Source organism: Pseudomonas reactans (assembly GCF_013385825.1).
GTDB lineage: Bacteria > Pseudomonadota > Gammaproteobacteria > Pseudomonadales > Pseudomonadaceae > Aquipseudomonas > Aquipseudomonas reactans.
Genome location: NZ_JACAPG010000008.1, coordinates 108,910 through 131,279, shown reverse-complemented (window position 1 = coordinate 131,279; position 22,370 = coordinate 108,910). Strand labels below are relative to the sequence as shown.

General features: G+C 61.5%; 20 protein-coding genes and 1 pseudogene. 6 read left to right on the top strand and 15 right to left on the bottom strand.

The window, feature by feature from the left end; all coding sequences use genetic code 11:
• Positions 1–127: 127 nt before the first annotated feature.
• The 3 genes from HX868_RS08900 to HX868_RS08890 all read right to left on the bottom strand — a co-directional run bounded on the left by HX868_RS08900 (position 128) and on the right by HX868_RS08890 (position 2,855).
• Positions 128–1,075 carry a FecR family protein gene (locus tag HX868_RS08900; protein ID WP_177002603.1) on the bottom strand — a complete coding sequence of 316 codons (948 nt, stop codon included), beginning with the start codon at positions 1,073–1,075 and terminating at the stop codon, positions 128–130.
• On the bottom strand, positions 1,072–1,605 hold the full coding sequence (locus HX868_RS08895) for a sigma-70 family RNA polymerase sigma factor (RefSeq protein WP_177002602.1): 534 nt from the start codon (positions 1,603–1,605) through the stop codon (positions 1,072–1,074). Before HX868_RS08895 ends, HX868_RS08900 begins: the two co-directional genes overlap by 4 nt.
• Before the next feature lie 191 nt (positions 1,606–1,796).
• Positions 1,797–2,855 carry an HAD family hydrolase gene (locus HX868_RS08890; protein ID WP_425504220.1) on the bottom strand — a complete coding sequence of 353 codons (1,059 nt, stop codon included), beginning with the start codon at positions 2,853–2,855 and terminating at the stop codon, positions 1,797–1,799.
• A 241-nt stretch (positions 2,856–3,096) separates the two neighbouring features.
• On the opposite strand from HX868_RS08890, the gene HX868_RS08885 reads away from it, so the two are divergent.
• Both HX868_RS08885 and HX868_RS30695 read left to right on the top strand, forming a co-directional pair.
• Positions 3,097–4,488, top strand: a complete 1,392-nt coding sequence (locus HX868_RS08885; protein ID WP_028618333.1) for an L-cystine transporter — start codon at positions 3,097–3,099, stop codon at positions 4,486–4,488.
• 25 nt (positions 4,489–4,513) lie between these two features.
• Positions 4,514–4,603: pseudogene (locus HX868_RS30695) on the top strand (outer membrane lipoprotein carrier protein LolA); the annotation flags it as partial.
• On the opposite strand, the gene HX868_RS08880 reads toward HX868_RS30695, so the two are convergent.
• A complete protein-coding gene (locus tag HX868_RS08880; RefSeq protein ID WP_177002601.1) occupies positions 4,602–5,114 on the bottom strand; it encodes a dihydrofolate reductase in 513 nt (170 codons plus the stop codon). The pseudogene HX868_RS30695 and the gene HX868_RS08880 sit on opposite strands and share 2 nt — an antisense overlap.
• 69 nt (positions 5,115–5,183) lie before the next feature.
• On the opposite strand from HX868_RS08880, the gene HX868_RS08875 reads away from it, so the two are divergent.
• Together HX868_RS08875 and HX868_RS08870 are read left to right on the top strand one after the other, a co-directional pair.
• Positions 5,184–6,554 carry a DUF2868 domain-containing protein gene (locus HX868_RS08875; RefSeq protein WP_177002600.1) on the top strand — a complete coding sequence of 457 codons (1,371 nt, stop codon included), beginning with the start codon at positions 5,184–5,186 and terminating at the stop codon, positions 6,552–6,554.
• Positions 6,547–7,914 carry a DUF3482 domain-containing protein gene (locus HX868_RS08870; protein WP_177002599.1) on the top strand — a complete coding sequence of 456 codons (1,368 nt, stop codon included), beginning with the start codon at positions 6,547–6,549 and terminating at the stop codon, positions 7,912–7,914. The genes HX868_RS08875 and HX868_RS08870 overlap by 8 nt, the downstream gene beginning before the upstream one ends.
• A 109-nt stretch (positions 7,915–8,023) precedes the next feature.
• Here the strand turns inward: HX868_RS08870 and HX868_RS30690 are convergent, their stop codons facing one another.
• From HX868_RS30690 to HX868_RS08830, 8 genes are all read right to left on the bottom strand, one after another.
• The gene (locus HX868_RS30690) at positions 8,024–9,160 is read right to left on the bottom strand and encodes a hypothetical protein (RefSeq protein WP_246355507.1); all 1,137 of its coding nucleotides are present in this window, start codon (positions 9,158–9,160) and stop codon (positions 8,024–8,026) included.
• A gap of 44 nt (positions 9,161–9,204) precedes the next feature.
• Complete coding sequence (locus HX868_RS08860) at positions 9,205–9,804, bottom strand: phosphonate degradation HD-domain oxygenase (protein WP_177002598.1); 600 nt, start codon at positions 9,802–9,804, stop codon at positions 9,205–9,207.
• Positions 9,804–10,937, bottom strand: a complete 1,134-nt coding sequence (locus HX868_RS08855) for a TIGR03364 family FAD-dependent oxidoreductase (RefSeq protein WP_177002597.1) — start codon at positions 10,935–10,937, stop codon at positions 9,804–9,806. Before HX868_RS08855 ends, HX868_RS08860 begins: the two co-directional genes overlap by 1 nt.
• A 130-nt stretch (positions 10,938–11,067) precedes the next feature.
• A complete protein-coding gene (locus tag HX868_RS08850) occupies positions 11,068–12,081 on the bottom strand; it encodes a putative 2-aminoethylphosphonate ABC transporter substrate-binding protein (RefSeq protein ID WP_177002596.1) in 1,014 nt (337 codons plus the stop codon).
• Positions 12,082–12,103: 22 nt separating this feature from the next.
• A complete protein-coding gene (locus HX868_RS08845; RefSeq protein ID WP_177002595.1) occupies positions 12,104–13,810 on the bottom strand; it encodes a putative 2-aminoethylphosphonate ABC transporter permease subunit in 1,707 nt (568 codons plus the stop codon).
• A 1-nt stretch (position 13,811) separates the two neighbouring features.
• Positions 13,812–14,876 carry a putative 2-aminoethylphosphonate ABC transporter ATP-binding protein gene (locus HX868_RS08840; RefSeq protein WP_177002594.1) on the bottom strand — a complete coding sequence of 355 codons (1,065 nt, stop codon included), beginning with the start codon at positions 14,874–14,876 and terminating at the stop codon, positions 13,812–13,814.
• A gap of 203 nt (positions 14,877–15,079) precedes the next feature.
• Entirely contained in the window at positions 15,080–15,943 is an 864-nt protein-coding gene (locus tag HX868_RS08835) for a LysR family transcriptional regulator (protein ID WP_016979030.1), read from the bottom strand.
• 15 nt (positions 15,944–15,958) lie between these two features.
• Entirely contained in the window at positions 15,959–18,217 is a 2,259-nt protein-coding gene (locus HX868_RS08830) for a heavy metal translocating P-type ATPase (protein ID WP_177002593.1), read from the bottom strand.
• Positions 18,218–18,302: 85 nt separating this feature from the next.
• On the opposite strand from HX868_RS08830, the gene cadR reads away from it, so the two are divergent.
• Entirely contained in the window at positions 18,303–18,743 is a 441-nt protein-coding gene (gene cadR / locus HX868_RS08825) for a Cd(II)/Pb(II)-responsive transcriptional regulator (RefSeq protein WP_016979028.1), read from the top strand.
• Positions 18,744–18,881: 138 nt separating this feature from the next.
• Here cadR and HX868_RS08820 read toward each other — a convergent pair whose 3' ends face one another.
• The 3 genes from HX868_RS08820 to HX868_RS08810 all read right to left on the bottom strand — a co-directional run bounded on the left by HX868_RS08820 (position 18,882) and on the right by HX868_RS08810 (position 21,429).
• Entirely contained in the window at positions 18,882–19,715 is an 834-nt protein-coding gene (locus tag HX868_RS08820) for a thymidylate synthase (protein ID WP_028618344.1), read from the bottom strand.
• 54 nt (positions 19,716–19,769) lie between these two features.
• Positions 19,770–20,582, bottom strand: coding sequence for a prolipoprotein diacylglyceryl transferase (gene lgt, locus HX868_RS08815; RefSeq protein WP_010207296.1), 813 nt, complete (start codon positions 20,580–20,582; stop codon positions 19,770–19,772).
• 64 nt (positions 20,583–20,646) lie between these two features.
• Entirely contained in the window at positions 20,647–21,429 is a 783-nt protein-coding gene (locus HX868_RS08810; RefSeq protein WP_177002592.1) for a sulfite exporter TauE/SafE family protein, read from the bottom strand.
• Between the two features lie 120 nt (positions 21,430–21,549).
• Here HX868_RS08810 and HX868_RS08805 point away from each other — a divergent pair, with 120 nt between their 5' ends.
• Positions 21,550–22,296: an NRDE family protein gene (locus HX868_RS08805; RefSeq protein WP_177002591.1), complete on the top strand. Its 747-nt coding sequence runs from the start codon at positions 21,550–21,552 to the stop codon at positions 22,294–22,296.
• Positions 22,297–22,370 lie beyond the last annotated feature (74 nt).

Below are 22,370 nucleotides of genomic sequence, written 5' to 3'. Positions count from 1 at the left end.
GTGCTCCCCGGTGCAAAAAAGTCGGTGATCGGCGCCGCACTACTTGAGAGTGCTTACTATTTGCGCCTCAGTGATCAAGGACGATGGCTTGCGGAGAAACCCTGAAACTATTTTCAAAAAGTTGTTGTCAGGATGCTTTGCCTTCACGCAACACCAGTAAATACGGGGTGTAATGCTCGGCATGCAGGTTGAGGGTGTATTCCAACGCTTTGATCACGGCGTCGGGTTTGTCGATCTCGAACACCCCGGACACCACGCGATTGCGCAGCGCCTCACCCAGCACCAGGGTTTTGCCGGGCCAGTAGCGATTCAGCTCGGTGACCACTTCCGACAGGGGCTGCTGGCGGAACACCAGTTGCCGGTGGCGCCAGGCGAAACCGCTGGCCGGGTCGAAGCCGTGTACCTCTGCGAGGTGCTGGTCCTGATACTCCACCGCCCGGCCTGGCTCCAGGAAGACCGGATCACCACTGCCCGCACTGACCTGCACCTTGCCCTGCGCCACCTGCACCCGCGTCTGCGCATCACGGCGCGCCACGCTGAATTGGGTGCCGACCACCTTCACCCAACCATCGCCGGACTGCACCACGAAAGGCCGCGCCGGGTCCTTGGTCACGCTGAAAAACCCCTCACCACGCAGCAGACGAATCTGACGTTCACCGCCGCTCATGCGCACTTGAATCGCGCTGTCAGTGTTGAGTTGCAACTGGGAGCCGTCGGCCAGTTCGACAGTGCGCGATTCGCCGGTGCGGGTGGCGTAGTCCGCGCGCAGGCGGTCGAGCCAAGGCGTGTTCTGTACGGTCAGGCCCACTGTCAGCAATATGGCAGCGGCATATGCCCAACGGCGCGCAGGTTGGCGCCAGGCAGCCTGTTCGGCTCGGCGGATCACCCGCGCCGGTTCACGCAAACCGCCGAGCATGGCCTGCACTTCCTGCCAAGCGTCATCCTGTGGCTGGCCCTGCCCAAGCCAGGCGGCAAAGGCGTCCATTTCGGCGGCCGTGACATCTTCGGCCTGTAGGCGGAAATACCAGCCAGACGCTTCTTCGAACAATTCGTCGGCAGTGGGTGTGACGGTCATGACCGACGTCCTTGTGTGTCGCTGGCGAGCCGCGTCTTGATGTAGGCGCGGCATTCAATCAAGGCGCGACGCAGTTGGTATTCCACACTGCGCGGGGTGATCGACAGACGTTCGCCAATCTCGCGGTAGGAAAGTTCGTCGACATGATAGAGCAGGAAGATCTGCCGAGTCGCCTCGGGCAACGCCAGGATAGCGTCCTGCATCAGTTGCTCCTGCTGATAGGCGGCCAATTGCTCATCGGCACCTGGGTTGGTGCACGGCAGTTCTTCGCTGGGCTCGCCGGCGTCCAGGCGCTCGCGGCGGATGGCCTGGCGCTGGTGATCGCGTATCAGGTTGCTGGCGATGGTGAAGAGGAACGCGGGGAGGTTGTCGATCTTCTCGCCGGAATCCAGGCGGGCCAGGCGCAGGAACGATTCCTGAGTCAGGTCGGCGGCCACCTGAGCGCTGCCGGTGCGGCGGGTGACGAAGGCTTCGAGGGCTTTCTTCTGCTCCGCGAACAGGCGCGCGATCTGCGAATTCCAGGAGGACACAGCACTACCTTGAGAAGAACGGAGGGTTCAGGAAGTGCGCACGCTAGCAGAGGATGAGATTGGTTCGCAATTGATATCTATTTTGTCGACCTCTGTAGGAGCCGGCTTGCCGGCGATGACGGCCTTGAGTCTTGCATTGATCTCACTGACGCCATCGCCGGCAAGCCGGGCTCCTACAAGGTTGCGTCGGGCTACTGGATTTCGTCAGGCTTGACGATCACCCAGTTCTTGTCCGCCGTCACCGGCAGCCCTTCCTTGGCCTGCGCCGCCGCGTGCTTGGCGATCATGCCGTTCAGCTGGGTCATGTACTTGTCCTTGCGGTTGATCCACAGGTGGATGCCGCCCTTGGCCACGTCCACATCGTGGAACAGCATGTAGCCATCACTGGTCGGCGTGTCGCCACCTACCAATACCGGTTTTTTCCACTCGTCGATGTAGGTGAGGATTGCCGCGTGCTTGCCCGCCATCCAGGTCGCCGGGGTCCACAGGTAAGGGGTGAGTTCCAGGCCGAGGTTGGCCTTCTCGTCATATTTGCCAGCGGTGATCTGTTTGCGCGCAGTGGTCAGTTCGCCGGTCTTGCGGTCCTTGAGCAGGGTGGTCACGCCGATGACGTTCTCGGGTTTGACGTTGTAGCCGTACTTCGGATCGGCGGCGACCATGCGCACCAGTTCTTCCGAGGCGGCGGTCATCACATACACCTCGATGCCGTTTTCCATCAGTTTGTTGTACAGCTCGGTCTGGCCGGTGAAGACTTTCGGCGGTTGCACCTCGGACTTCTTCACCACATCGCCTTCAAAATAGCTGACGGGCACGGGCTTGCCGGAAGCCATCAGCTCATCGACCTGCACTTTGAGTTCCTTGAGGGTGAACCCCGAAAACACCTGGGCGACCCACGGGTAGCAGACCATGTCGTCCACTTCGCAGAGGCGATAGTAGTAACTGAACAGACTTTCCTTATGGTCGGCGGTGTCTTTGAACGGCATCAGCTTGAGCGAAGGATCAAGGCTGTCGCGGGTGATCAGGCCTTTGTTTTCCATGTAGGGCAGCAGGGATTCTTCGAGGTCGTAGCGGTAACTGGTGTTGTCCATGTCGAACACCGCGAAGTTACCCTTGTTGGCGTTGGCGGCGATCATTTCGTTCAGTTGCTTGGCGGCCGGGGCTGGCCAGTGTTTCAACTCGGTGGCGGCCATGGTTTGGCCGGCAAGGCCAAGGCACAGCGCGGCGGCAAACAATCTCGAAGCGAGCTTCATATGCGTTTTCTCCCTGAGTCAAAGACACCGACGCTAACAAATCCCTGTGACAGTTACCGCCCGAGCGCGACCGCTTGCGTCGTGATCGCGCCAACGGCATGTGCCTGAGCGTCAAACGCTTATTCCAAAAACGACAGTCACCATTCCATATCGGTATTAAATCAATATATTTCAAGCTGTTAGGCTTTCCGGTTCGCAATCGCAGGCTCACGCGATTGGCTGCCTTCTCAACGGAGCTTCAATGAATCTGCCTCTGATTCTCAACTTACTGGTGTTCGTGGCCCTGTTGCTGGGCCTGGCACAAACCCGTCGCACTAACTGGAGCCTCGCCAAGAAGGTGTTGTTCGCCCTCGTGCTTGGCGTGGTGTTCGGCACCGTTCTGCACACGATCTATGGCGACGGCAACCCGGTGCTCAAAGCCTCCATCGGCTGGTTCGACCTGGTCGGCAACGGCTATGTGCAACTGCTGCAAATGATCGTGATCCCGCTGGTGTTCGCCTCGATCCTCAGCGCCGTGGCGCGCCTGCACAACGCCTCGTCGTTGGGCAAGATCAGCTTCCTGACCATCGGCACGCTGCTGTTCACCACGGCGATTGCGGCGCTGATCGGTATCGGCCTGACCAACCTCTTCGGCCTCACCGCCGAGGGCCTGGTGGCCGGCACCCAGGAAATGGCGCGCCTGCAAGTGATCCAGAGTGATTACGCGGGCAAGGTCGCCGACCTGAATATCCCGCAACTGCTGCTGTCGTTCGTGCCGGCCAACCCGTTTGCCGACCTGGCCCGGGCCAAGCCGACCTCGATCATCAGCGTGGTGATTTTCGCCGCCTTCCTGGGAGTTGCCGCGTTGCAACTGCTCAAGGATGACGTGGAAAAAGGCCAGAAAGTCCTCAACGCCATCGACACCCTGCAAGCCTGGGTGATGCGCCTGGTGCGCCTGGTGATGAAGCTCACGCCCTATGGCGTATTGGCGCTGATGACCAAAGTGGTCGCCGGTTCCAACCTGCAAGACATCATCAAGCTTGGCAGTTTTGTCGTGGTGTCGTACCTGGCCCTGGGCCTGATGTTTGTGGTGCACGGCCTGCTGCTGTCCCTGGCCGGGATCAACCCGCTGCGTTTCTTCCGCAAAGTGTGGCCGGTGCTGACCTTTGCGTTCACCAGCCGCTCCAGCGCAGCGGCGATCCCGCTGAGCATTGAAGCGCAGACCCGTCGCCTGGGCATCCCGCAGTCCATCGCCGGTTTCGCTGCCTCGTTTGGCGCGACTATTGGCCAGAACGGTTGCGCGGGGCTTTACCCGGCGATGTTGGCCGTGATGGTGGCGCCGACTGTGGGCATCAACCCGCTGGACCCGCTGTGGATCGCGACCCTAGTGGCGATTGTGACCTTGAGCTCGGCTGGCGTTGCCGGCGTGGGCGGCGGTGCGACGTTCGCCGCGCTGATCGTGCTGCCGGCGATGGGCTTGCCGGTGTCACTGGTGGCGCTGCTGATTTCCGTAGAGCCGCTGATCGACATGGGCCGTACGGCGTTGAACGTGAATGGTTCGATGACGGCGGGGGCGATTACCAGCCAGGTCATGGGGCAGACGGATAAGGCGTTGTTGAATGCGGATGAGCATGCGGAACTAGCGCAGGCATAAAGGCATGTAACCTGTAGGAGCGAGCTTGCTCGCGAAGAACGTCAACGATGACGCGGGCATTCTGAATGACCGCGGCGCCTTCAAGTTCTTCGCGAGCAAGCTCGCTCCTACAGTCAGTTTCGCTCCCACACCTCAAAGTTGTACGCCGGCTTTTCGCCTTCCGCTGGATTCTCCAGGTTCGACACCAGCCTCCACTGGCCAGCATCAAACTCCGGAAACCATGCATCCCCTTCCGGACTCAACGCCACCCGCGTGAGGTACAGGCGATCCGCCTGCTCCAGCCCCTGCGCATACAACTGCGCACCGCCGATCAGCATCAGCTCGTCCGCGCCTTGCGCCTTGGCCCATTCTTCTGCGCGCTCTACCGCCGCCTCCAGTGACGGAAAAACTTCCGCACCTTCCAGCGCCAGATCGGTCTGACGGCTAACCACGATGTTCAAGCGCCCCGGCAACGGTCGGCCCAGGGAATCCCAGGTCTTGCGCCCCATGATGATCGGCTTGCCAAGCGTGGTGGCCTTGAAATATTTGAAATCCCCCGGCAAATGCCAGGGCATGCTGTTGTCGACGCCGATCACGCGGTTTTCACCGAGGGCTGCGATCAGGCTTAAAGGGAGAGTTTTTTTCATGCCGACGAGAATACCAGAGCCCCGAGCCAGGGGTTATGCTCCAGGCTCACAAACACAACAGGACTACGCGTGACTCCACTGCACACACTCTGGCTGACAGAAACCGTGCGCCTGCGCGAAGAACACGCGGGCCCGCTGGAAGACCTGGAAGCCAACCGCCTGGCCCGCACAGCTGGGGGCGACCTGCCGACACGTATCCAGCAGCGCGCCTTGCACTTGGCCGAACGCGATGGGCTCACGAACGCCCTCACCCGTTGGCTGCAAGGTGCGCGTCTGGCGCTGGTGCTGCTGGCAATTGTCGCGGTGACCAGCGGCGCAGGGCTGGCGTTTGCTGCACTGGGCAACGGTCTAACACCGGTAAATGTGTTCTGGGCCTTGGGCAGCCTGCTTGGCTTGAACCTGATCCTGCTGATCAGTTGGGCGTTGGGCCTACTGTTTGCCGGTGAACACAGTGCCAGCCTCGGGCGACTATGGTTGTGGCTCAGCGAAAAATTCGCCCGTGATGCCAAAGCCGCCCAACTGGCGCCAGCACTGTTACTGCTACTGCAACGGCAGAAACTCAATCGCTGGGCCGTAGGGGCGCTGGTCAACAGTCTATGGTTGTTGGCGTTGCTCAGCGCCATGGTGATTCTGCTTACGCTACTCGCTACCCGCCGCTACGGCTTCGTGTGGGAAACCACCATTCTCGGTGCCGACACCTTCGTCGCCGTCACCCAGGCCCTCGGCACCTTGCCTGCTCTGTTGGGCTTCAATGTGCCGACCGTCGAGATGATCCGCGCCAGCGGCGACTCCGCCCTGAATATCGAAAGCGCCCGCCAAGCCTGGGCCGCCTGGCTGGTCGGCGTGCTGCTGGTCTATGGCCTGCTGCCCCGTCTGATCCTCGCGTTGCTGTGCCTGTGGCGCTGGAAACGCGGGAGCGCCGCCCTGCGCCTGGACCTCAACCTGCCCGGCTACAGCCAATTACGCGAACGCCTGATGCCGAGCAGCGAGCGCCTTGGGGTCAACGATGTTGCGCCCGAGCAGTTGCACCCCATCAGCGGCGGCGTCAGTGAACTGGAAAGCGACGGTGCCCTGCTGGTCGCCATCGAACTGGAAGATCAACATCCCTGGCCGCCCAAGCTACCCGCCAGTGTGAAGAACGCCGGCATCCTCGACAGCCGCGAATCACGCCACAAACTACTGGAGCAACTCTCGCGCTTTCCGCCCGCCCGCCTGGCCATCGCCTGCGACCCACGCCGCTCGCCGGATCGCGGCAGCCTGGCACTGATCGCCGAACTCGCTCGCAGCGCCACCGCCACCCGCGTCTGGTTGCTGCAAGCGCCGCCCGGCCAGGCGCTGGACGCCGAACGCCTGGGCGACTGGCACGCCGCGTTGCAGCAACTTGAGCTGCCGTTCGCCGACTGCGCACCGTTGAACTGGCTGGAGACGGGTCATGACTAAGCCTTTGAAACTCGCCGTGGTCGGCCACACCAATGTCGGTAAGACCTCGTTACTGCGAACGCTGACCCGGGACGTGGGCTTCGGCGAAGTCTCCCATCGCCCCAGCACCACGCGGCATGTCGAGGGAGCGCGCTTGTCGGTGGACGGCGAGGCTTTGCTGGAGCTGTACGACACGCCAGGCCTGGAAGACGCCATCGCCCTGCTCGACTATCTGGAGCGCCTGGATCGCCCCGGCGAACGCCTCGACGGCCCGGCCCGCCTGGCGCGCTTCCTCGATGGCAGCGAAGCACGCCAGCGTTTCGAACAGGAAGCCAAGGTGCTGCGCCAACTGCTGGCCTCCGATGCCGGCCTGTATGTGATCGACGCCCGCGAGCCGGTGCTGGCCAAGTACCGCGACGAGTTGCAGGTGCTGGCCAGTTGCGGCAAGCCGCTGCTGCCGGTGCTCAATTTCGTCAGCAGCAGCGACCACCGCGAGCCGGACTGGCGCGAAGCCCTGGCCCGCCTTGGCCTGCATGCGCTGGTGCGATTCGACAGTGTGGCGCCACCGGAAGACGGTGAACGTCGGCTGTATGAAAGCCTCGCCCTGCTGCTGGAAAGCGCACGGCCACAGTTGGAACGCTTGATTCTTGATCATGAAGCCCAGCGCCAGGCCCGCCAGCAAAGTGCTGCGCGACTGATCGCCGAGCTGCTGATCGACTGCGCTGCCTGTCGCCGCAGCGTGGTTACTGAAGATGAGCAACAAGCCATCAGCGACCTGCGCAAAGCCGTGCGCCAGCGTGAACAAAAATGTGTGGAAGCCCTGCTCAAATTATTTGGCTTCCGCCCACAAGACGCCGCCGCCAGCGACTTGCCTTTGCTCAACGGGCGCTGGGGCGATGACCTGTTCAATCCGGAAACCCTCAAGCAACTCGGCGTGCGCGTCGGTGGCGGGATCGCCGCAGGCGCGGCAGCGGGTGCGGGCGTGGACCTGCTAGTCGGCGGCCTGACCCTGGGCGCCGCCGCCCTGGCCGGCGCGATTGCCGGTGGCGCCCTGCAGACTGCGCGCAGCTATGGCAGCCGGTTGCTGGGCAAAATCAAAGGCCAGCGCGAGCTGACCGTAGATGACAGCGTGCTGCGCCTGCTCGCCCTGCGTCAGCGCCAGCTGCTCAAGGCCCTGAACCTGCGCGGCCATGCGGCGATGCACAGCATCAAGGTTGACACCCCCCAGGACAAGACCTGGCGCGAAGGGAAGTTGCCGGACGCGCTGCACAAAGCCCGCGCGCATCCGCAATGGTCGTCCCTTAACCTTAGCGCCAAACTGAGCCAGGCCGAGCGCCAAGAGCAGGTCGAGGCGTTGGCCACACGACTGGACGAAGCGTGAGGCCGTTACTGCTCGTACCACGCCAAAGCCAAGAAGGCCTTGCATAGCGAGCGGATAAGCTCTTTATCCGCCTTATCAGCGACTCCGTTGCGGTCCTGGGCGATAGCTTTTAAATAGCGCATTGCACCTCCGATGCATGCCATTCGAAGGCCAGGAAGGTCGCACACAGGGTTCGAATCAGCTCGGGATCGGCGCTGTCGGCGATACCCTTGCAATCAACGCCACACTTGGAAAGCAATTCCAGCACGCCATCGGAGTTGTCGTCATAGGCGGCGATCGCATAGACCAGTGACCCTTTGCCCTGAGCCGCCGTGCGTTCATGGAAGTCCAGCTTGATCGCATCCGGCCCCCCGGTTTTCCCAAAGCGATCAACGTACATCGTGAGCGTACGTTGCCAGTGGCTACGCTTGTTGAACCAGTTCAACTTCAAAAAGCTGTCAGCAAAGGTATCCACCCTATGTTTTTCCAACATTCGAGGCCGACTGGCGGGGTTCAGGTCTTCCGCCCATTGCAGATCCACCTTGCGATCTGCGCTCATGTCCACCGCGAAGATTTCATGGACCAATTCATCAGGGCATCCAGCCACCTGCTGATAGAAGTGCAGGATGACCGTATCAGCACGGCCATTTCCGCTCATGTCCTGGGCAGTCACTTTCAAGTAACGCGCGGGCCCACTTCGCTGTTGGGGCTCAATCACATCCGTGCTGGCTTCGTCATACCACTTGAAGGCCAGGAAGCTGTTGCACATCGACCGAATCAGCTCCTTGTCGGCAGTATTGGCAATGCCGTCGTTATTTACATCGGTGGGAGTAAATGACTCCAGCACGCCGTTACCATCACCGTCATAGCCTGCGGCCCGAAATGTAAGCGTGGGTTTTCGAACAGGACTGAGCCGGTCGAAAAAGCCCATCTCGACAGCATTGGGTACACCTTCAGGGGAGTACTGAGTAGCTACCAACACGACTACACGCTTTGAGTTTTCACCTGTGTTGAACCAGCGCAGCTTGAGAAACGTCTCCGCGAATGCCTTGAGCAACAATTTGTCGGCGACATTGCCCATACCAGCCGCGTTGGTATCTGCCACGAATTGAAAGTCTGTCACGCCATCGGCATTCATATCGACTGCCACGGTTTCATGTATCAGTTCATCTGGCTTGTTGGAACTACGCTCATAAAAATGCAGCAGGATCGTATCGGCCACGCCGTTGCCGCTGCGGTCTTGAGCGATCGCCTTCAAATAACGCATGAGAATGCTCCTCTGGGAAGAAGCACTCACTTTAAGAACGTGACTCAGCCAACTACAGGCGGCGAATCTGCGTTTGGCGTGCGGTGTGTCGACACGACCAGTAGCCGTTCGGCCTTCGCCTTGAGCAGCTGTAAATCCAGCACAGGCACATGCATTTGCTTGGCCTGTTCGTCCCAGTGGCGCATGCGCAGGCTCACCGCCCAAAGGGGGTCCTGCTCAAATGCCTGGGCCTGCTCAGCACTCATCACCCCGCCCTGGAATTCCAACGTGCGGCGGCTGGCCTCGCTCAGGCGCGCGTAGTAGTCCGGTTGACTGAAGGTCAGGTAGCGCTTGGCTTGCACGTGATATTCCACCAGCGTGGCCATACGCTCACTAAACCCTGCGCGACGCAGATAATCCGCGCCCAGCCGTTCATGGCTGACCACGCCATAGCCGCCCATGTTTTCCTCGCCCTGGCCGCAGAGATGTCCGATGTCGTGGAAAAACGCCGCCAGCACCACTTCATCATCAAAGCCTTCGGCCATGGCGAGTTGCGCGGCCTGGGACATGTGCTCGATCTGCGACACCGGTTCGCCGATGTAATCCGCCGTGCCGTGCTGCTCATACAAGCCGAAGACGTCGGCGATGGTCTGTTCCGGGTTCATCACGCAGCTCCCCACAAGGTACTGATATTGCGCTCGGCCATCGCCGGCCCCACGCTCATGCCCACGCCCGTGTGCATCAACGCGGCGCTCACTCCCGGCGCCACGCGCAGGAATGAAAACGGCCCCGGCCCCCGCGAGCCGTACACACCCTGCCAACGCTCCACCACTTGGATTTTGCAGCCCAAAGTCTGCTCAGCCAGTTCGATCATCCAGTCATCCACCTGCTCGGTGTTGAAGGGCGACGCGTCGCTGCCGTAGTCATGGGAATCACCGATGATCAATTCGCCATGGGGCGTCGGGCTGATCAGCAGGTGAATGCCGTGTTCGTGCAGGTGCGGAGCATCGCGCAGGATTTGCGCCTGCACCGGCGCCGCTTCCGGCAGGTCGGCGAAAGCACCGTAGTGCACGCAGCTCAAGCCGGTGAGCAACGCGTGTTGCAGGTTCAGGTTCACGGTGGGCCGGGCGCGCAACATTTGCAGGCGGCAGATGCTCGGATTGAGTTCGGCCATCGCTTCGGCCAGCAGGGTTTGATAGTCGTGGCCGGAGCACACGATGATCTGTTCGCCCCGGAAACTACCCGCCGTGCTGTGCAACTGGCCCGGCTCCACGTCGCGTACCAGTGTGGAGAAGTAGAACTCCACGTTCAGTTCTTGCGCCAGGTAGTTGATCAGCGCCGGGATCGCTTCACGGGAATACAGTTGCTGGTCGTCTTTGCCGTGCAGCGCAGCGCGGTGATGGCGAAACTGGCCGCCATACAGGTCCTTCATCGCCGCGCCTTGCAGCAGTTCGACGTTGTAGCCGTGCTCTTGTGCACGCCCCTCACAGAAGGCTTCCAGCAAGTGCTCTTCCGCTTCGGTGCGGGCAAACAGGTACGCGCCGTTGCGCTTGAGTTGCAGCCCGGCGACCTTCGCCCAATGCCCCCAGATGTCACGGCTTTGCCGTGCCAGGTCCAGCATCGGCCCCGGCGGTTGGCCGGTGACCAGGGCCTGGCCGAAGTTGCGCACCGAGGCGCCCAGTGGCGTGGCGCTGCGTTCGAACACCTTGACCTTGAGGCCGCGCTTGGCGGCGGCAAAGGCGTGGGACAGGCCGAGGATGCCGGCGCCGATAATCAGTAGATCACTGTGCTTCGTCATGGATTTCGCAGCCCTCTGTAGGAGCGAGCTTGCTCGCGAAGAGCGTCAACGATGACGCAGCGCTTCTGGTTGCTCGCGTCGCCTATTCGTTCTTCGCGAGCAAGCTCGCTCCTACAGGTAGAGGTGAAAATTATTGTTTTTCCGACTTGCCGTCATAGCGCTTGCGCCATTCGGTCAGGATGCTGTCACGGTTCTTCGAAGCCCAGGCGAAGTCGTTCTTGATCAGGCGCTGTTCATAGTCGGCCGGCAATTCGGTCTGCGGCTTGGCAATGCCAGGCTGGGCGAGGACGGCGAAGTTGTCCTTGTACAGGTCCATGGCAGCCGGGCTGGCGGAGAAATCCGCGAGCTTTTTCGCGGCGTCGGCGTTGTGGGTGCCCCTCATGACGGCAGTGGCTTCGATGTCCCAGCCCAGGCCCTCTTTCGGCAGGATGATGTCCAGCGGAGCGCCCTGGCGTTTCAACTGCACGGCCGGGTATTCGAAGGAAATGCCGATCGGGAACTCACCAGAAGCCGCGAGCTTGCACGGCTTGGAGCCGGAGTGAACGTACTGGCCGATGTTCTGGTGCAGGTCGTCCATGTACTGCCAGCCCTGCTTCTCGCCGTAGGTCTGCAGCCAGGCGCTGACGTCCAGGAAACCGGTGCCGGACGAGGCCGGGTTGGGCATGACGATCTTGCCCTTGTACTCAGGCTTGGTCAGGTCCTGCCAACTTACCGGCTTGGTCAGGCCCTGCTTTTCGGCTTCGACGGTGTTGAAGCAAATCGTCGCGGCCCACACATCCATGCCGACCCAGGCCGGCGGGTTGGCGGCGTCGCGGTAGTTCTTGCCGATCTTGTCCAGGTCCTTCGGCGCGTAGTTGTCCAGCATGCCCTGCTGATCGAGGATCGCCAGGCTGGAAGCGGCCAGGCCCCAGACGGCGTCGGCTTGCGGGCGGTCTTTCTCGGCCAGCAGCTTGGCGGTGATGATGCCGGTGGAGTCGCGCACCCATTTGATTTCGATGTCTGGATTGGCCTGTTCGAAAGCCTTTTTGTAGGTCTTCAACTGCTCGGCTTCGAGGGCCGTGTACACGGTCAACTCGGTCTTGGCGAAGGCATTCAGGCTGAATGCAGTCAGTACGGCAGCGACCAGCGCCAGGGGCTTGAACATGGAGCACCTCCTTCAGGGATATTTATTGGCCGGGTGCGCTTTGGCGCCAGGCTTGAGAGCGGCGCAACGCGCCACGTGAGGCCCACGCCAGCAGCAGCGAGACGCCGGCTGAGGTGAACAGGATCAGGGTCGACATGGCCGCCGCGCCGCCCACGTTGCCGGCGTCGTCCATGTTCAGCACGGCGACGGCGGCGAGGATGGTGTCGGGGCTGTAGAGGAAGATCGCGGCGGACACGGTGGTCATCGCCGACACAAACAGGTAGCGCACGATATCCAGCAACGCCGGCAGGCAGATCGGCACCGTCACTTTCAGGTAATGCCGGTACAGCGGCGCCTTGAGGGACAAGGCGGCGGCTTCGAACTCGGCGTCGAGTTGACGCAGTGCCGTGGTGGCGGTCATCTGCGCGGTGGTCAGATAGTGAGCAATGGTGCACACCACCAGCAACGTCATGGTGCCGTAGAACACATGCAGCGGGTTGCCGTTGAGGTTGAAAAAGAACACGTAACCCAGGCCCAGCACCAAGCCCGGTACGGCCATCGGCACAAAGCTGAGCATGCGCAGGGCCAGGTTCAGCCCCTTCTGGCCCTTGGTCTTCTCCATCAGGTACGCGCCGGTGAAGATCAACACGCTGCCGATCAATGCGCTGCACAGCGCCATGGTCAGGCTGTTGCGATAGGCCAGCCAGCCGCCGCCGGCCGTGTCTTCGAACTGGTAGTGGTTGAGCGACAGCGACAGGTTGTACGGCCAGAACTTCACCAGCGACGAATACACCGCCATGCCGAACACCAGCAGCAACACGGCGCAGATCAGCAGCACGATGGCCAGGTAGCAGCCGTCCCTCATGCGTGATGGTGCTGGCTGAAACACTTGGGCACGACCGCTCATGGAGTCGCCATGACGGCGGCGCAGCCAGGCATCCACAGCAAAGCTGAACAGCGCCGGCAGCAGTAACACCATGCCGATCAACGCGCCGCGACCGAACTGTTGCTGGCCGACCACCGCCTTGTAGGCTTCCAGCGCCAACACCTGATAATCGCCACCCACCACCACGGGCACGCCGAAGTCGGTGATGGTCAGGGTGAACACCAGACAAAACGCGGCGAACACGGCCTGGCGCGTGGCCGGCCAGGTAATGCTGCGAAACGCCCGCGCCGGGCTGGCGCCCATGCTGGAGGCCGCATCGAACAGGCGCGCATCCGCCAGGGACAGCGCCGACAGCAGAATCATCAAGGCGTGTGGGAAGGTGTAGATCACTTCCCCCAGCACAATGCCCCAGAAGCCGTAGATATTGTCCGAGAGCAACCCGCGCAGCATGCCCTGGTTGCCGAACAGGTAGACCAGCGCAATGCCCGGCAACATCGACGGCGCCATCAACGGCAGCAACGACATGCCGCGCCAGATCGCCTTGCCAGGGATTAACGTACGTTGCAGGGCGTAGGCAAACAGGTAGGCCAGCGGTACGACAATGGCCGCCACGCTGAGGGAAACTTTCAGGCTATTGCCCAGCAGCCAGTGGAAGTTGGCGCTGGTGATCAGTTCCTGTGCAGCCACCAGACCACCGCCCTGCCCGGCTTCACTACTGAAACCGCGCCAGAAGATCGCCAGCAGCGGCATCAATACAGCCAGGCCCAGCAGCAACAGCCATAGCAGTTTGCCGCCGACGACGAAAATTTGGTCGCCTGTTTCGGCGCGGGACACCGGTCGTGGCAGCGTCATGACAGCGGCCATCTCAGGCAAACACCTGCAGGCTGCGCGGCGGCAACGCCACCCAGATGTCCTGGGCGCCCAGGCGCGGCATGGCTTCCGGGGCCAATTCAGCGAGCAGCGGATGACCGGGCAGTTGCTCCAGCTCGAAACTCATGCGGCAACGGTTGCCGAGGAAAGTGATCTCGCGGACCTTGGCCGGAAACAGGTTTTCTTCATGCACCGGCGGGTTGACGCTGATCGCCTCAGGGCGGCAGAACAAGCGGCCGGACTTGGCTACACCGGCATCGTCGGCCAGGCGCATGTTCATCCCACCGACCTGGGCGTGACTGGCACTGTTGCGGCTGAACGGCAGCCAGTTGCCCTGGCCGACAAACTCCGCCACGAACGGCGTGGCCGGACGGTCGTAGATCTCTTGAGGCGTGGCGTATTGCTCGACCTTACCGTTGTTCATCACGGCGATACGGTCGGCCATCAGCATGGCTTCGTCCTGGTTGTGGGTGACCATCAGCGTGGTGATGCCCAGGCGGCGTTGCAGTTGGCGCAGCTCGGTGCACAGATGCTCACGGACGCGGGCGTCGAGGGCCGACATCGGTTCATCCAGCAACAACAACGAAGGTGCAGGCGCCAAAGCACGGGCCAGGGCGACGCGTTGCTGTTGGCCGCCGGAGAGTTGGCCGGGGTATTTCTTTTCGCTGCCGACCAGGCCGACCAATTCCAGCATCTGCCCGACGCGCTTGCGCGCTTCCTCGCGACCGCTGCCGGTGAGGCCGTAGCCGATGTTCGCTTCGACGGTAAGGTTGGGAAAAAGCGCGTAGGACTGGAACAGAATGCCGTAGTCCCGTGCCTGGGGCGGCAGCAGGGAAACATCACGACTGCCCAGGTACAGTTCGCCGCTGTCCTGGCGCTCCAGGCCAGCGATGCAACGCAGCAAAGTGGTCTTGCCGCAACCGGACGGGCCCAGCAGGCACACCAGCTCGCCGGCGGCGACGTCCAGGGAGACGTTGTCCAGCGCGGTGAAGGCGCCGAAGCGTTTCTGGATACCGCGCACTTTCATCGGCGCGCCGGGTTGGGTCAGGGCTGTGTTCATGCAAGGCACCTCATCGAACTGATGAAGCCCATGCTAGGCAGGCAATGCGTCCCGCATGTGGCAGAAAGGCAAAAGGGAGTGATAGTAGTATTGGTGGATTTGGGTAGGCATGCATTGCCTGGACGGGCGCCATCGCCGGCAAGCCGGCTCCTACAGAAGGACGCATTCCAACTGTAGGAGCCGGCTTGCCGGCGATAACGATTTCAGAGCGGCGACATTTCCTGCGCCAACCCCAGAAACGCCGCTGGCAACCGCGCGCCTTTGCGCTCCTTGAGGCAGTAGAGATACTCCGGAATCTGCGGCGCATTCTCGAAGGTCAGCACCCGCAATTGCGGATCATGCGGCACTTCCTGCCGCGCAATGATGCTGATGCCAATGTTGCGCAACACCGCCTCACGGATCGACTCACGGCTGCCAATCTCCAGCAACGGGCCGTAGCTCACGTTGGCGCTTTGCAAGAGTTCTTCAGTCAGGCGCCGCGTGGTTGAGCCCGCCTCGCGCATCAACAATGTGTGCCCGGCCAACGCCGAGAGCGGCACATGATCCAGCTTGGCCAGCGGATGGTTGCGATGCACCGCCAGCACCAGCGGGTCGGTGCCCAGCACACGACGGATCAGGCGCGGGTCTTCCAGCAATTGTGAGGAGGCGGCGACGTCGACCCGGTAGTCGTCCAAGGCTTCAAGCACTTGTTGGGAGTTGCCGATTTCCACCGACACTTCCACTTGCGGCAGACGCTCACGGAAGGCTTTGACCAGGTCGAGGATGTAGTAAGGCGCCGTGGCGGCAATCCTCAATGCGCCCTGGACCTGGCCATTGTTGCGTAGGAAAAATTCGATGTCCGCTTCTTGCTGCAACAGCGCCTTCACCATCGGCAGCAGGCGCGCACCCTCGTCGCTGACGGTGAGGCGGCGGCCGCCGCGGTAGAACAGCTCGACGCCGTACTGGCTTTCCAGGTTACGGATCTGGGTGGTGACCGTGGGTTGGCTCAAGCCGAGTTTTTTCGCCGCCTGGGTGATGCTACCCAGGCGGGCGACCATGAAAAAAGCCTTCAGCTCGGCACTCAGCACACCACCCTCTCATCTCTATTTGCGCAACAGGCGCAGGCCATTGAACACCACCAGCAGGCTCACGCCCATGTCGGCGAACACCGCCATCCACATGGTGGCCATGCCCAGGAAGGTGACCGCCAGGAAGATCGCCTTGATCACCAACGCCAGGGCGATGTTCTGCTTGAGGATACTCGACGTTTGCCGCGACAGACGAATGAATGCCGGAATCTTGCGCAAATCATCGTCCATCAAGGCCACGTCGGCGGTTTCGATGGCGGTATCGGTACCCGCTGCGGCCATGGCAAAACCGATCTCGGCACGGGCCAACGCCGGAGCATCGTTGATGCCGTCACCGACCATACCCACGCGGTGGCCTTGGCCGTAGAGCGTTTCGATGGCTTGCAGCTTGTCCGTCGGCAACAGGTCACCCTGGGCCTGGTCGATGCCCACCTGAGCGGCAATCGCCTGGGCGGTGTGGGTGTTGTCGCCGGTGAGCATCAGGGTCTTGATGCCCAATTCGTGCAGTTGCTGGATGGCTTCGCGGCTGCTGTCCTTGACCGTATCGGCCACGGCGAACAGCGCCAATGGGCCGGACTTATCGAGTAACAGCACCACCGATTTGCCCTGTTTTTCCAGGGCGAAGAGTTTTTCTTCCAGTTCCGGCGAGCACAGGCCCAGGTCTTCCACCAGGCGGTGGTTGCCCAGGTGATAGGTTTCGCCGTTGATGTCGCCACGCACGCCTCGACCGGCCAGGGCCTCGAAGTTATCCACAACATGGGTGGGCAGGCTTTTATCCACAGCCGCGTTGGCAATCGCCAGCGACACCGGGTGATCGGAACGCCCGGCCAGACTGGCGGCCAAAGCCGGCGCACTGTCTGCGACATTGGGGAACAACGCCAGGAAATCGGTTTGCACCGGCTTGCCGTGAGTGATGGTGCCGGTCTTGTCGAGGGCCAGATAGTCGAGCTTGTAACCACCCTCCAAGTACACGCCGCCCTTGATCAAGATGCCTTTGCGCGCCGCCGCCGCTAGGCCGCTGACGATGGTGACCGGGGTGGAAATCACCAGCGCACACGGGCACGCCACCACCAGCAGCACCAGGGCGCGGTAGATCCAGTCAAACCAGGCGCCGGCCATGAACAGCGGCGGAATAATGGCCACGCCGAGGGCGAACAGGAACACCGCCGGGGTGTAGATTTTCGAGAAGCTGTCGACAAAGCGCTGGGTCGGCGCGCGGGCGCCTTGGGCCTGTTCCACCGCGTGAATGATGCGCGCCAGGGTAGAGTTGTTGGCCGCTGCGGTGACTATGTATTCCAGGGAACCGGCCTGGTTGATGGTGCCGGCGAAGACTTTGTCGCCCACGGTCTTTTCGATCGGCAGGCTTTCACCGGTGATCGGCGCCTGGTCTATGGTGGATTGGCCGGCGGTGACTTCACCGTCCAGGCCGATGCGCTCGCCGGGTTTTACCCGCACGATGGCACCCAATTCAATGCTTTTGACTTCCTTTTCAACCCAGGAGCCATCGACCTGCTGCACCGTGGCTTGCTCCGGCGTCATCTGCATCAAGCCGCTGATGGCATTACGCGCACGATCCAGGGACTTGGCTTCGATCAACTCGGCCACGGTGAACAGGAACATCACCATGGCAGCTTCCGGCCATTGCCCGATCAGGATCGCACCGGTCACGGCGATGCTCATCAAGGCATTGATGTTCAGGTTGAGGTTTTTCAGGGCAATCCAGCCCTTTTTGTACGTGGTGAGGCCGCCGCTGAGGATCGATACCAACGCCACCAGCGCGATCACCCAGGTGGGCGCGACGCCGCTGAAGTGCAGCACTTCGGCACCCAACGCACCCACGCCGGACAACGCCAGTGGCCACCAATGTTTCTTGGCAGGCGGCTCAGCGGCTGGGGTGCCCTCTTCGATCGGATCAGCCTGCATCCCCAGGGATTTGATCGCTTCGATGATCGGTGCAGTACTCGGCAAGTCATGGGTGACGCCGAGGATGCGGTTGATCAGGTTGAACTCAAGTTGCTGCACACCGGCCAGCTTGCCCAGTTTGTTCTGGATCAGCGTCTGCTCGGTGGGGCAGTCCATGGCTTCGATGCGAAAGGTGCTCAACCGCGAGCCGGCGGTGGGCGCCTCGCTCAGTTGCACCAACGCCGGAGCTGGAGTACCGGAACAGCAGGAGCCGCCGTGGCCGTGGCCATGTACAGGCGTGAGTTTTTTCGGGGCATGATCGTGGTCGTGATCATGCTCGTGTTTGTGCGGGGTGTGGATGGAGTCGCTCATTCTGTCGCGTCCGTAAAGGTGCCTGTTGCCAAGTAAAGACCCTGTAGCCACTATAGGGTCAAGCACCCATTTGGAGATTGCTGCGATGAAGATCGGCGAACTGGCCAAACTTACCGACTGCCCGGTGGAAACCATCCGTTACTACGAGAAGGAAGGCCTGCTGCCACCCCCGGCGCGCACTGACGCCAACTACCGCGTCTACACCCAGGCGCACACCGAGCGACTGGTGTTTATCCGCAACTGTCGCAGCCTGGACATGACTCTGGAAGAAATCCGCAGCCTGCTGGGCTTGCGCGACAGCCCCCAGGACCAGTGTGAAAACGTGAATGCGTTGATTGATGAGCACATCCACCATGTGAAAGCGCGGATCGATGGGCTGCTGGCGTTGCAGGAGCAATTGCTGGACTTGCGCCAACGCTGTGGCGGCGGGCCCGAGTGCGGGATTCTGCAGCGGCTGGAAGTCAGCGGGAGTGTGGCAGCCAGCGAGGCTGAGCCCTCACATGTAGGCAGAAGCCACGGCCATTAATCCTGCGAAATGGGCTGTCACTGTAGGGGCGAGCTTGCTCGCGAAGAACTCATAGGCGCCGCGCTCATCCAGCTTTCACGCGTTATCGTTGAGTTTTTTCGCGAGCAAGCTCGCTCCTACAGTGACCGAGACAGCCTTTTAGATGGCCACGTCGGCCTTGATGCTTGGGTCGGCGTCGTAACCGACGATTTCGAAGTCTTCAAACTTATAGTCGTAGATCGACGCCGGTTTGCGCTTGATCACCAGCTCCGGCAGCTTCTTCGGCGTGCGCGCCAGCTGGGTCTGGATCTGCTCCATGTGGTTGCTGTAGGCATGGGTGTCGCCGGTGGTGACGATGATCTCGTGAGGGATCAGGTCGCACTGCTGGGCCAGCATATGGGTGAGCAAGGCCAGTGCGGCGGTGTTGTACGGCAGGCCGAGGAACACGTCGGAGCTGCGAATGTACAACTGCATCGACAGGTGACCGTCGTGCACAAACGCCTGGTACAGCAGGTGGCACGGCGGCAGTGCTTGCTTGCCGTTGCGCGCGTTTTCCTGGGGGCTCTGGGTCTCGTCGGGCAGGTACTCGACGTTCCAGCCGTGGAACAGGATGCGCCGGCTGTTCGGGTTGGTCTTCAGCGTGTGGACCATGTAGTCGATCTGGTTGATCGTGCCACCATCCTTGGTCGGCCAGGCGGTCCATTGTTCGCCGTACACCGGGCCCAGGTCACCGTCTTCGGTGGCCCATTCGTCCCAGATCTTTACGCCGTTTTCATTCAGCCACTTGATGTTGGTGTTGCCGCTCAACATCCAGATCAGCTCGTTGGCGATGCTTTTGAAGTGAAGCTTCTTGGTGGTCAGCAGCGGAAAGCCGTCGGCCAAGTTATGCCGATACTGACGGGCAAACACGGCCTTGGTGCCGGTGCCGGTGCGATCGCCCTTGGTCAATCCATTGGTCACGACGTCGTTCAGCAGTTCGAGATATTGCTTCATGTTTTTACCCGTATCGTTGAAGCCGAGGCTGCGCAACAGCCTCGGCATTCGAATTTAAAGCGCGGTGTTCTTCAAAGGTTGCGGGCGATTGTACGCCCACCACAGCAAGCCCAGGCCGCCGAGGATCATCGGCAAGCTGAGGATCTGGCCCATGGTCACCCAACCGAACGCCAGGTAGCCCAACTGCGCATCCGGCACGCGCACGAACTCGACGATGAAGCGGAAGATCCCGTAGAACAGCGCGAACATGCCGGAAACCGCCATGGTCGGGCGCGGCTTGCGCGAAAAGATGTACAGGATAAGGAACAGCGCCACGCCTTCCAACGCGAACTGGTAAAGCTGCGACGGATGGCGCGGCAACTGCGCCGGGTCGCTGAACGGCGGGAACACCATGGCCCACGGCACGTCGGTCGGCTTGCCCCACAACTCGGCGTTGATAAAGTTGCCGATACGCCCGGCGCCCAGGCCGATCGGCACCATCGGCGCGACGAAGTCCATCAGTTGGAAGAACGACTTGCCGTTGCGGCGACCAAACCACCAGGCGGCGATCATCACGCCGATAAAACCGCCGTGGAACGCCATGCCGCCCTTCCACACTTCGAAGATCAGCGTCGGGTTGGCGATGTACGCAGAAAGGTCGTAGAACAGCACATACCCCAGGCGTCCGCCGACGATTACACCCATCGACAGCCAGAAAATCAGGTCGGAGAGCTTCTCCTTGGTCCAGGTCGGGTCGAACCGGTTCAGGCGGCGGGAAGCCAGGAACCAGGCACCGCCGATGCCGATCAGGTACATCAACCCGTACCAGTGGATTTTCAGCGGACCGATGGCCAGGGCCACCGGGTCGATCTGCGGGTAAGGCAGCATTGCGACTCCTCGTTAATCATTCGTTATAGCGACCGGACCATGCCGGGTCGCGATTAAGCCTGCATTACAACAAAAAGTTTAAACCGACACAGAACAGCAGCCCGGCGAACAACCGCTTGAGCAAACGCGGCGACAACCGATGCGCCAAGCGTGCGCCGAAGCGAGCAAACACCATGCTGGTCAGGGCAATGCCCAGCAGTGCCGGCAAATACACGAACCCTAGACTATGAGCGGGCAACAACGGGTCATGCCAGCCCAGAATCATGAAACTTAATGCACTGGCCAGCGCAATCGGCAAGCCACAGGCGGATGAGGTGGCTACGGCTTGCTGCATTGGCACACTGCGCCAGGTCAGGAATGGCACGGTCAGCGAGCCGCCGCCAATCCCGAAAATCGCCGAGGCCCAGCCGATAAACGTACCGGCGACGGTCAGGCCAACCTTGCCCGGCACCGTCCTGCTGGCTTTGGGTTTGACCTCCAAGGCCAGTTGTACGGCCACCAGCAGGGCAAACACGCCGATGATCTTTTGCAGGTGAGGGCCAGAAATCGCTTCGGCGGTCAGTGCACCAAAGCCCGCGCCGATCAGGATGCCCACGGTCATCCACACAAAGATCGGCCAACGCACCGCGCCCCGTCGGTGATGCTCGCGCACGGCATTCACCGAGGTAAAGATGATGGTCGCCAGGGAGGTGCCCACAGCCAGGTGGGTCAGCACTTGCGGGTCGAAGCCCTGCAAGGTGAAGCTGAACACCAGCACCGGCACGATGATGATCCCGCCGCCCACGCCAAACAGCCCGGCGAGTACGCCCGCACAGGCGCCGAGCAGCAAATACAGCAGAAATTCCATGGGAGCCCCCAAACCAAGTCCGGCATGTTAACGGATGGAAGGCATGCGACCCAACTGGATACGATGGAACGCCTCGGCTTGAGTGGGTAGAGTGGCTAAAAACACAAAAGGGATCGCCTGATGTGCCTGATTGTTTTCGCCTGGCGGCCGGGCCACGCCCAACCGCTGATCGTCGCGGCCAACCGCGATGAGTTCTACGCCCGTCCCAGCCTGCCGCTGGCCCAGTGGCTGGATGCGCCGGAGGTCTACGCCGGCCGCGATCAGGAAGCCGGTGGTACCTGGCTGGGGGTAAATGCCGATGGGCGTTTTGCGGCGCTGACCAATATCCGCGCCCCGCACCAACCGCCGGCCCGCAAGTCCCGAGGCGAATTGGTAGCGCGCTTTCTCAACGGTTCGCTGCCGATTGACGAGTATTTGGCCGACGTTAACGGCCGTTCGATTGAATATGCCGGATTTAACCTGCTGGTGGGTACGCGGGATGCGCTGTGGCATTACAACGCCCACCATACCGAGCCGACGCGATTGGCGCCTGGGGTGTATGGATTGTCCAACGCCGGACTGGATACACCGTGGCCCAAACTGCTCAAGGCCAAGGCGGCGTTGAGCGCGGCGCTGGAGGATCCACAGCCGGAAGCCTTGTTGGGGATTTTGAGTGATCCTCAAACAGCGCCGTTTGCAGACCTGCCAGATACCGGGGTGGGCTTGGCAACGGAAAGTCTTTTATCCAGCGTGTTTATCGCCAGCCCAAGTTATGGGACGCGGGCGAGTACGGCGCTGATCGTGAATGCCGACGGGACGCGGCGGATGGTGGAACGTAGTTTTGGGCCCCATGGTGGGCGGTTGGGCGAGGTAGAACTTCACATTTGACGGCGCCTGGACCGGCCTCATCGCCGGCAAGCCGGCTCCTACAGGGGAATGCATTCCAATGTAGGAGCCGGCTT

What these genes read in the sequence shown, in the direction of transcription:
- cadR (WP_016979028.1), top strand. Translation starts at nt 18,303, where the DNA reads ATGAAGATCGGCGAACTGGCCAAACTTACCGACTGCCCGGTGGAAACC.
- HX868_RS08860 (WP_177002598.1), bottom strand. Translation starts at nt 9,804, where the DNA reads ATGAACCCGGAACAGACCATCGCCGACGTCTTCGGCTTGTATGAGCAG.
- HX868_RS08810 (WP_177002592.1), bottom strand. Translation starts at nt 21,429, where the DNA reads ATGGAATTTCTGCTGTATTTGCTGCTCGGCGCCTGTGCGGGCGTACTC.
- HX868_RS08830 (WP_177002593.1), bottom strand. Translation starts at nt 18,217, where the DNA reads ATGAGCGACTCCATCCACACCCCGCACAAACACGAGCATGATCACGAC.
- HX868_RS08900 (WP_177002603.1), bottom strand. Translation starts at nt 1,075, where the DNA reads ATGACCGTCACACCCACTGCCGACGAATTGTTCGAAGAAGCGTCTGGC.
- HX868_RS08840 (WP_177002594.1), bottom strand. Translation starts at nt 14,876, where the DNA reads ATGAACACAGCCCTGACCCAACCCGGCGCGCCGATGAAAGTGCGCGGT.
- HX868_RS08870 (WP_177002599.1), top strand. Translation starts at nt 6,547, where the DNA reads ATGACTAAGCCTTTGAAACTCGCCGTGGTCGGCCACACCAATGTCGGT.
- lgt (WP_010207296.1), bottom strand. Translation starts at nt 20,582, where the DNA reads ATGCTGCCTTACCCGCAGATCGACCCGGTGGCCCTGGCCATCGGTCCG.
- HX868_RS08805 (WP_177002591.1), top strand. Translation starts at nt 21,550, where the DNA reads ATGTGCCTGATTGTTTTCGCCTGGCGGCCGGGCCACGCCCAACCGCTG.
- HX868_RS08855 (WP_177002597.1), bottom strand. Translation starts at nt 10,937, where the DNA reads ATGACGAAGCACAGTGATCTACTGATTATCGGCGCCGGCATCCTCGGC.
- HX868_RS08820 (WP_028618344.1), bottom strand. Translation starts at nt 19,715, where the DNA reads ATGAAGCAATATCTCGAACTGCTGAACGACGTCGTGACCAATGGATTG.
- HX868_RS08845 (WP_177002595.1), bottom strand. Translation starts at nt 13,810, where the DNA reads ATGGCCGCTGTCATGACGCTGCCACGACCGGTGTCCCGCGCCGAAACA.
- HX868_RS08880 (WP_177002601.1), bottom strand. Translation starts at nt 5,114, where the DNA reads ATGAAAAAAACTCTCCCTTTAAGCCTGATCGCAGCCCTCGGTGAAAAC.
- HX868_RS08885 (WP_028618333.1), top strand. Translation starts at nt 3,097, where the DNA reads ATGAATCTGCCTCTGATTCTCAACTTACTGGTGTTCGTGGCCCTGTTG.
- HX868_RS08850 (WP_177002596.1), bottom strand. Translation starts at nt 12,081, where the DNA reads ATGTTCAAGCCCCTGGCGCTGGTCGCTGCCGTACTGACTGCATTCAGC.
- HX868_RS08890 (WP_425504220.1), bottom strand. Translation starts at nt 2,855, where the DNA reads ATGAAGCTCGCTTCGAGATTGTTTGCCGCCGCGCTGTGCCTTGGCCTT.
- HX868_RS30690 (WP_246355507.1), bottom strand. Translation starts at nt 9,160, where the DNA reads ATGCGTTATTTGAAGGCGATCGCTCAAGACCGCAGCGGCAACGGCGTG.